The organism is Roseateles sp. (genome assembly GCF_046300915.1).
GTDB lineage: Bacteria > Pseudomonadota > Gammaproteobacteria > Burkholderiales > Burkholderiaceae_C > Kinneretia.
In genome coordinates, this window is the sequence record NZ_JBKCLH010000089.1 from 1 (window position 1) to 5,318 (window position 5,318).

The following is a 5,318-nucleotide window of genomic DNA, read 5'->3' on the forward strand; positions in this document are numbered from 1 at the left end:
GGCCCATCAGCAGACGCTGACCCAGGCTGCGGGGCTGCGTATCGGTGCTGCTGCTGCTGGCGTCGCTCATGGCTCAGGCACCCGTGGGGGCGGCCGGCGCGGGGGCCGGCTTGGCAGGAGGCACGGGCCGGGGCCGCCGGGCCAGCTTGCCCACCAGCTGGGTCAGCTCTTCGCGCGCAGCCAGGCGCAGCGCCTCGGAGGCGGCGCTGGGATACTGCTTGCGGTCGAAAGGCGCACGCAGGCGCACCACCCAGAGACCGGGCGGCACCACGCCACGTTCGGCACCGCTGGCGAAAGCGGCGCGGATCTGGCGCTTGAGCAGGGAGCGGGTCACGGCGCGGCGGGCGTGGCGCTTGGGCACCACAAGACCCAGCCAGCAACCCTGGGGCAGGGCCTGTACCAGGGCTTCATCCACAAGGCTGTGGGCCACCTGTGCATCAGCTGTTGATAACTCAGCAGCTTCTGTGGACAAGTTTCGTCCAGGCAGGCTGGGAACGGCCGTGACATGGTGAGCGGCGAAGTGGGGGCTTCGCACCCGACTGGGCGCCCCCAACACGCGCTCAAAGTCGGCCGATCGCTGGATGCGGCCGATCACGATCTTCGCGTCCCGGCTTAGACGGCCAGGCGCTTGCGGCCCTTGGCGCGGCGCGCAGCGATCACGGCGCGGCCGCCGCGGGTCTTCATGCGAACCAGGAAGCCATGGGTACGGGCGCGACGGGTCTTGGAAGCTTGGTAAGTGCGTTTCATGCTGGAACCTCTACGAAGGCGAGTAATGCTAGGTGCGCTAACTGCGCCTAGGGGGCTGTGTTAGCAGCCCAGGTCGGTTAGCTCGGAGGAGATGGGCGGCTGCCATCGCGCCGGGCTTCTGAGCCCTCTCAGATCGATGCAGCCCCGGGCTCCGGCGCCTTGCGGCAAGCCCGAGTCCGACGCCGGCACCCGATGCCCGGCACCCGCGCGCCTGAACCTCCAGCGCCCGGAAAACCCGCGATTACACCAAAAATCCCCAGGGCGGTCAACGAGCGTCAAGGCCCGACTCGGGATTTAGGGGGATTGACCCGGTCGAAATTTCTGTGGATAACCTGGGGTCTGGCGGCCCCAAGACCCGTACAATCCGGCCGCTCAAGAACAAGTTTTCCACAATGAGCGCTGATCTCTGGCAGCGCGGCTGCGAACGGCTGGCCGCGGAACTGCCCGAACAACAATTCAACACCTGGATCCGCCCCCTGCCCCCGGCCGACGTGGCCGATGGCGGTGCCGATGGCGTGCTCGTCTCCCTGCGTGTGCCCAACCGCTTCAAGCTGGACTGGATTCGCAACCAGTACGCCGGCCGCATCGAATCCATCCTGAGCGAGCTGGCCGGCCGCCCGGCCCGGCTGGAGCTGGCCCTGGCCCCGCGCGAGCCCCTGGGTCGCATGGTCCAGCCTGCCAACCAGCCCGTGGCCCTGGGCCAGGTGCTGCACAAGGGCATGAACCCCGCGTCCGCCCCCGCCGCGTCCCCGTCCGCCGCCCCGGCGCAGGCCTCGGGGGCAGCGCCGGCCGCCGTGGCCGCCCAGCCCACCCCGAAGCTGGCGGCCCAGACCCCGCCGCCCAGCGCCAGCCGTCACCGCATCAACCCGGCCCTGACCTTTGACACCCTGGTGCCCGGTCGCGCCAACCAGATGGCCCGCACCGCCGCCCTGCATGTGGCCGGGGCGCCCGGCGCCATGTACAACCCGCTCTTCATCTACGGCGGCGTGGGCCTGGGCAAGACCCATTTGATCCACGCCGTGGGCAATGCCCTGCTCAAGGACAAGCCCGATGCGCGGGTGCTGTACCTGCACGCCGAGCAGTTCATCTCGGACGTGGTGAAGAACTACCAGCGCAAGACCTTTGACGAGCTCAAGGCCAAGTACCACTCGCTGGACCTGCTGCTGATCGACGATGTGCAGTTCTTCGCCGGCAAGGACCGCACGCAGGAGGAGTTCTTCAACGCCTTCGAGGCCCTGCTGGCCAAGCGCGCCCACATCATCATGACCTCGGACACGTATCCGAAGGGCCTGGTGGACATCGACGAGCGCCTGACCAGCCGCTTCGACGCCGGCCTGACGGTGGCCATCGAGCCGCCCGAGCTGGAGATGCGGGTGGCCATCCTGATCAAGAAGGCCGAGGCCGAACAGGCGCCCATGCCCGAGGACGTGGCCTTCTTCATTGCCAAGAACGTGCGCGCCAATGTGCGCGAGCTCGAAGGCGCCCTGCGCAAGGTGCTGGCCTACAGCCGCTTCTCGCACAAGGAAATCAATATCCAGCTGGCCCGCGAGGCGCTCAAGGACCTGCTCTCCATCCAGAACCGCCAGATCTCGGTGGAGAACATCCAGAAGACCGTGGCCGACTTCTACAAGATCAAGGTCGCCGACATGTACAGCAAGAAGCGCCCGGCCAGCATCGCCCGGCCGCGCCAGATTGCCATGTACCTGGCCAAGGAGCTCACGCAAAAGAGCCTGCCCGAGATCGGCGAGCTCTTTGGCGGGCGCGACCACACGACCGTGCTGCACGCCGTGCGCAAGATCGGTGGCGAGCGCCAGAAGAACACCGAGCTGAACCAGCAACTGCATGTGCTGGAGCAGACGCTCAAAGGCTAGGGTTCCTCCAGCCAGAAACACCCCTTAACTGGGTGAAAATAGGCGGCATTGCCCAATGGCGGCCAGACCAGCCAAACAAGCGGAGAGAGGTTAAACATGATTGTGTTGAAAGCCACCCAGGACAAGGTGCTCGCGGCCCTGCAGGCCGTGGCCGGCATCGTCGAGCGGCGCCACACCCTGCCCATCCTGGCGAATGTGCTGATACGCAAGCAGGGCTCGCAGATCGAGCTCACCACCTCGGACCTGGAGATCCAGGTCCGCACCACGGCCGAGCTGGACGGCGACGCCGGCAACTTCAGCACCACCGTGGGCGCGCGCAAGCTGATCGACATCCTGCGCTCCATGCCCTCGGACCAGACGGTCAGCCTCACGGCCAATGCCAGCAAGCTCACCCTGCAGGGCGGCAAGAGCCGCTTCACCCTGCAGACCCTGCCGGCCGACGACTTTCCCCTGGTGCAAGAGGCCGCCGACTTCGGCCCCGCCTTCAGCGTGCCGCAGAAGACGCTCAAGAGCCTGATCAACCAGGTGCACTTCGCCATGGCGGTGCACGACATCCGCTACTACCTCAACGGCATCCTGTTCGTGGCCGAGGGCAAGACCCTGACCCTGGTGGCCACCGACGGCCACCGCCTGGCCCTGGCCCAAGCCCAGCTGGAAACCGAGTGCCCCAAGCAGGAGGTGATCCTGCCGCGCAAGACCGTGCTGGAGCTGATGCGCCTGCTCAAGGACGGTGGCAAGGGTGAGGAGGAAGAGCAGCCCATCGAGATGCGCTTTGCCGGCAACCAGGCCAAGTTCAGCTTCTCGGGCATGGAGTTCGTCACCAAGCTGGTCGAGGGCAAGTTCCCCGACTACAACCGCGTGATCCCCAAGAACCACAAGTTCAAGGTCACCCTGGGCCGCGCCCCCCTGCTGGCCAGCCTGCAGCGCGCCGCCATCCTGACCAGCGAGAAGTTCAAGGCCGTGCGCCTGAGCTTCGAGCCCGGCCTGCTCTCCATTGCCTCCAGCAATGCCGAGCAGGAAGAGGCCAAGGAAGAGATCGAGATCGACTACGGCGGCGACCTGATCGAGACCGGCTTCAACGTCACCTACCTGATGGACGCCCTCTCGAACATGAGCCAGGACATGGTCTCCATCGACCTGAACGACAGCGCCGCCAGCGCGCTGATCACCATCCCCGAGCAGAGCGGCTTCAAGTACGTGGTCATGCCGATGCGAATCTAGCGATTCGCCTCGGCATTGCTGCCGAGTGTTCCGCCCCCCCTGCCCCCCGCCAAGCGGGGGGTTCTGGTTTGAGAGTTGTAGCGGCCGCTACGCGGCCTTGTTGAGTACCTGCCATGAGTGACAACACCACCCCCCAACAGCCCAGCGACGGCGGCGATTACGGCGCCAGCTCGATCCAGATCCTGGAAGGCCTGGAGGCGGTGCGCAAGCGCCCGGGCATGTACATCGGCGACACCTCGGACGGCACCGGCCTGCATCACCTGGTGTTCGAGGTGGTGGACAACTCCATTGACGAGGCCCTGGCCGGCCACTGTGACGACATCATCGTCACCATCCACACCGACAACAGCATCAGCGTCATCGACAACGGCCGCGGCATCCCCACCGGCGTGAAGATGGACGACAAGCACGAGCCCAAGCGCTCGGCCGCCGAAATCGCCCTGACCGAGCTGCATGCCGGCGGCAAGTTCAACCAGAACAGCTACAAGGTCTCGGGCGGCCTGCACGGCGTGGGCGTGAGCTGCGTGAACGCGCTCTCCAAATACCTGCGCCTGACCGTGCGCCGCGAGGGCAAGGTCCACCAGATCGAGTTCAAGAAGGGCGTGCCGCAAGACCGCGTGCTGGAAATGCGCGATGGCTTCGAGGTCAGCCCCATGCGCGTCATCGGCGAGACCGACAAGCGCGGCACCGAGGTGCACTTCCTGCCCGACACCGAGATCTTCCAGCAGAACAACGAGTTCCACTACGAGATCCTGGCCAAGCGCCTGCGCGAGCTCAGCTTCCTGAACAACGGCGTCAAGATCCGCCTGGTCGACGAGCGCAACAACAAGGAAGACAACTTCGCCTACGCGGGCGGCGTCAAGGGCTTTGTCGAGTTCATCAACAAGGGCAAGACCACCCTGCACCCCAATATCTTCCACGCCGTGGGCGAGAAGGTCAGCGAGCAGGGCACGAATATCGGCGTGGAAGTGTCCATGCAGTGGAACGACGGCTTCAACGAGAACGTCCTCTGCTTCACCAACAACATCCCGCAGCGTGACGGCGGCACCCACCTGACCGGCCTGCGCGCCGCGATGACCCGCGTCATCAACAAGTACATCGAGGACAACGAGCTGGCCAAGAAGGCCAAGGTCGAGGTGGCCGGCGATGACATGCGCGAAGGCCTGGCCTGCGTGGTCAGCGTCAAGGTGCCCGAGCCCAAGTTCAGCTCCCAGACCAAGGACAAGCTGGTCTCCAGCGAGGTGCGCGCGCCGGTGGAAGACATCGTCTCGCGCCTGCTGACCGACTACCTGCTCGAGAACCCGCTGGACGCCAAGACCATCTGCGGCAAGATCCTCGACGCCGCCCGCGCCCGCGAAGCCGCCCGCAAGGCCCGCGAGATGACCCGCCGCAAGGGCGTGCTGGACGGCCTGGGCCTGCCCGGCAAGCTGGCCGACTGCCAGGAAAAAGACCCCGCCATGTGCGAGATCTACATCGTGG

Annotated in this window: 5 protein-coding genes; 3 read left to right on the plus strand and 2 right to left on the minus strand. The window is 66.0% G+C overall.

Annotated elements, in window-relative coordinates:
* Nucleotides 1-73 precede the first annotated feature (73 nt).
* Complete coding sequence (locus tag ACK5F2_RS06880; protein WP_409863722.1) at nucleotides 74-595, minus strand: ribonuclease P protein component; 522 nt, start codon at nucleotides 593-595, stop codon at nucleotides 74-76.
* A 17-nt stretch (nucleotides 596-612) separates the two neighbouring features.
* A complete protein-coding gene (gene rpmH, locus ACK5F2_RS06885) occupies nucleotides 613-747 on the minus strand; it encodes a 50S ribosomal protein L34 (protein ID WP_054021782.1) in 135 nt (44 codons plus the stop codon).
* Nucleotides 748-1,139: 392 nt separating this feature from the next.
* Here rpmH and dnaA point away from each other — a divergent pair, with 392 nt between their 5' ends.
* The 3 genes from dnaA to ACK5F2_RS06900 form a co-directional block, all read left to right on the plus strand.
* On the plus strand, nucleotides 1,140-2,618 hold the full coding sequence (gene dnaA, locus ACK5F2_RS06890) for a chromosomal replication initiator protein DnaA (RefSeq protein WP_409863723.1): 1,479 nt from the start codon (nucleotides 1,140-1,142) through the stop codon (nucleotides 2,616-2,618).
* Nucleotides 2,619-2,714: 96 nt separating this feature from the next.
* A complete protein-coding gene (dnaN, locus tag ACK5F2_RS06895) occupies nucleotides 2,715-3,839 on the plus strand; it encodes a DNA polymerase III subunit beta (protein WP_409863724.1) in 1,125 nt (374 codons plus the stop codon).
* 113 nt (nucleotides 3,840-3,952) lie between these two features.
* Nucleotides 3,953-5,318 (plus strand): ATP-binding protein (locus ACK5F2_RS06900; RefSeq protein WP_409863726.1); only part of this gene is annotated, 1,366 nt, incomplete at its 3' end.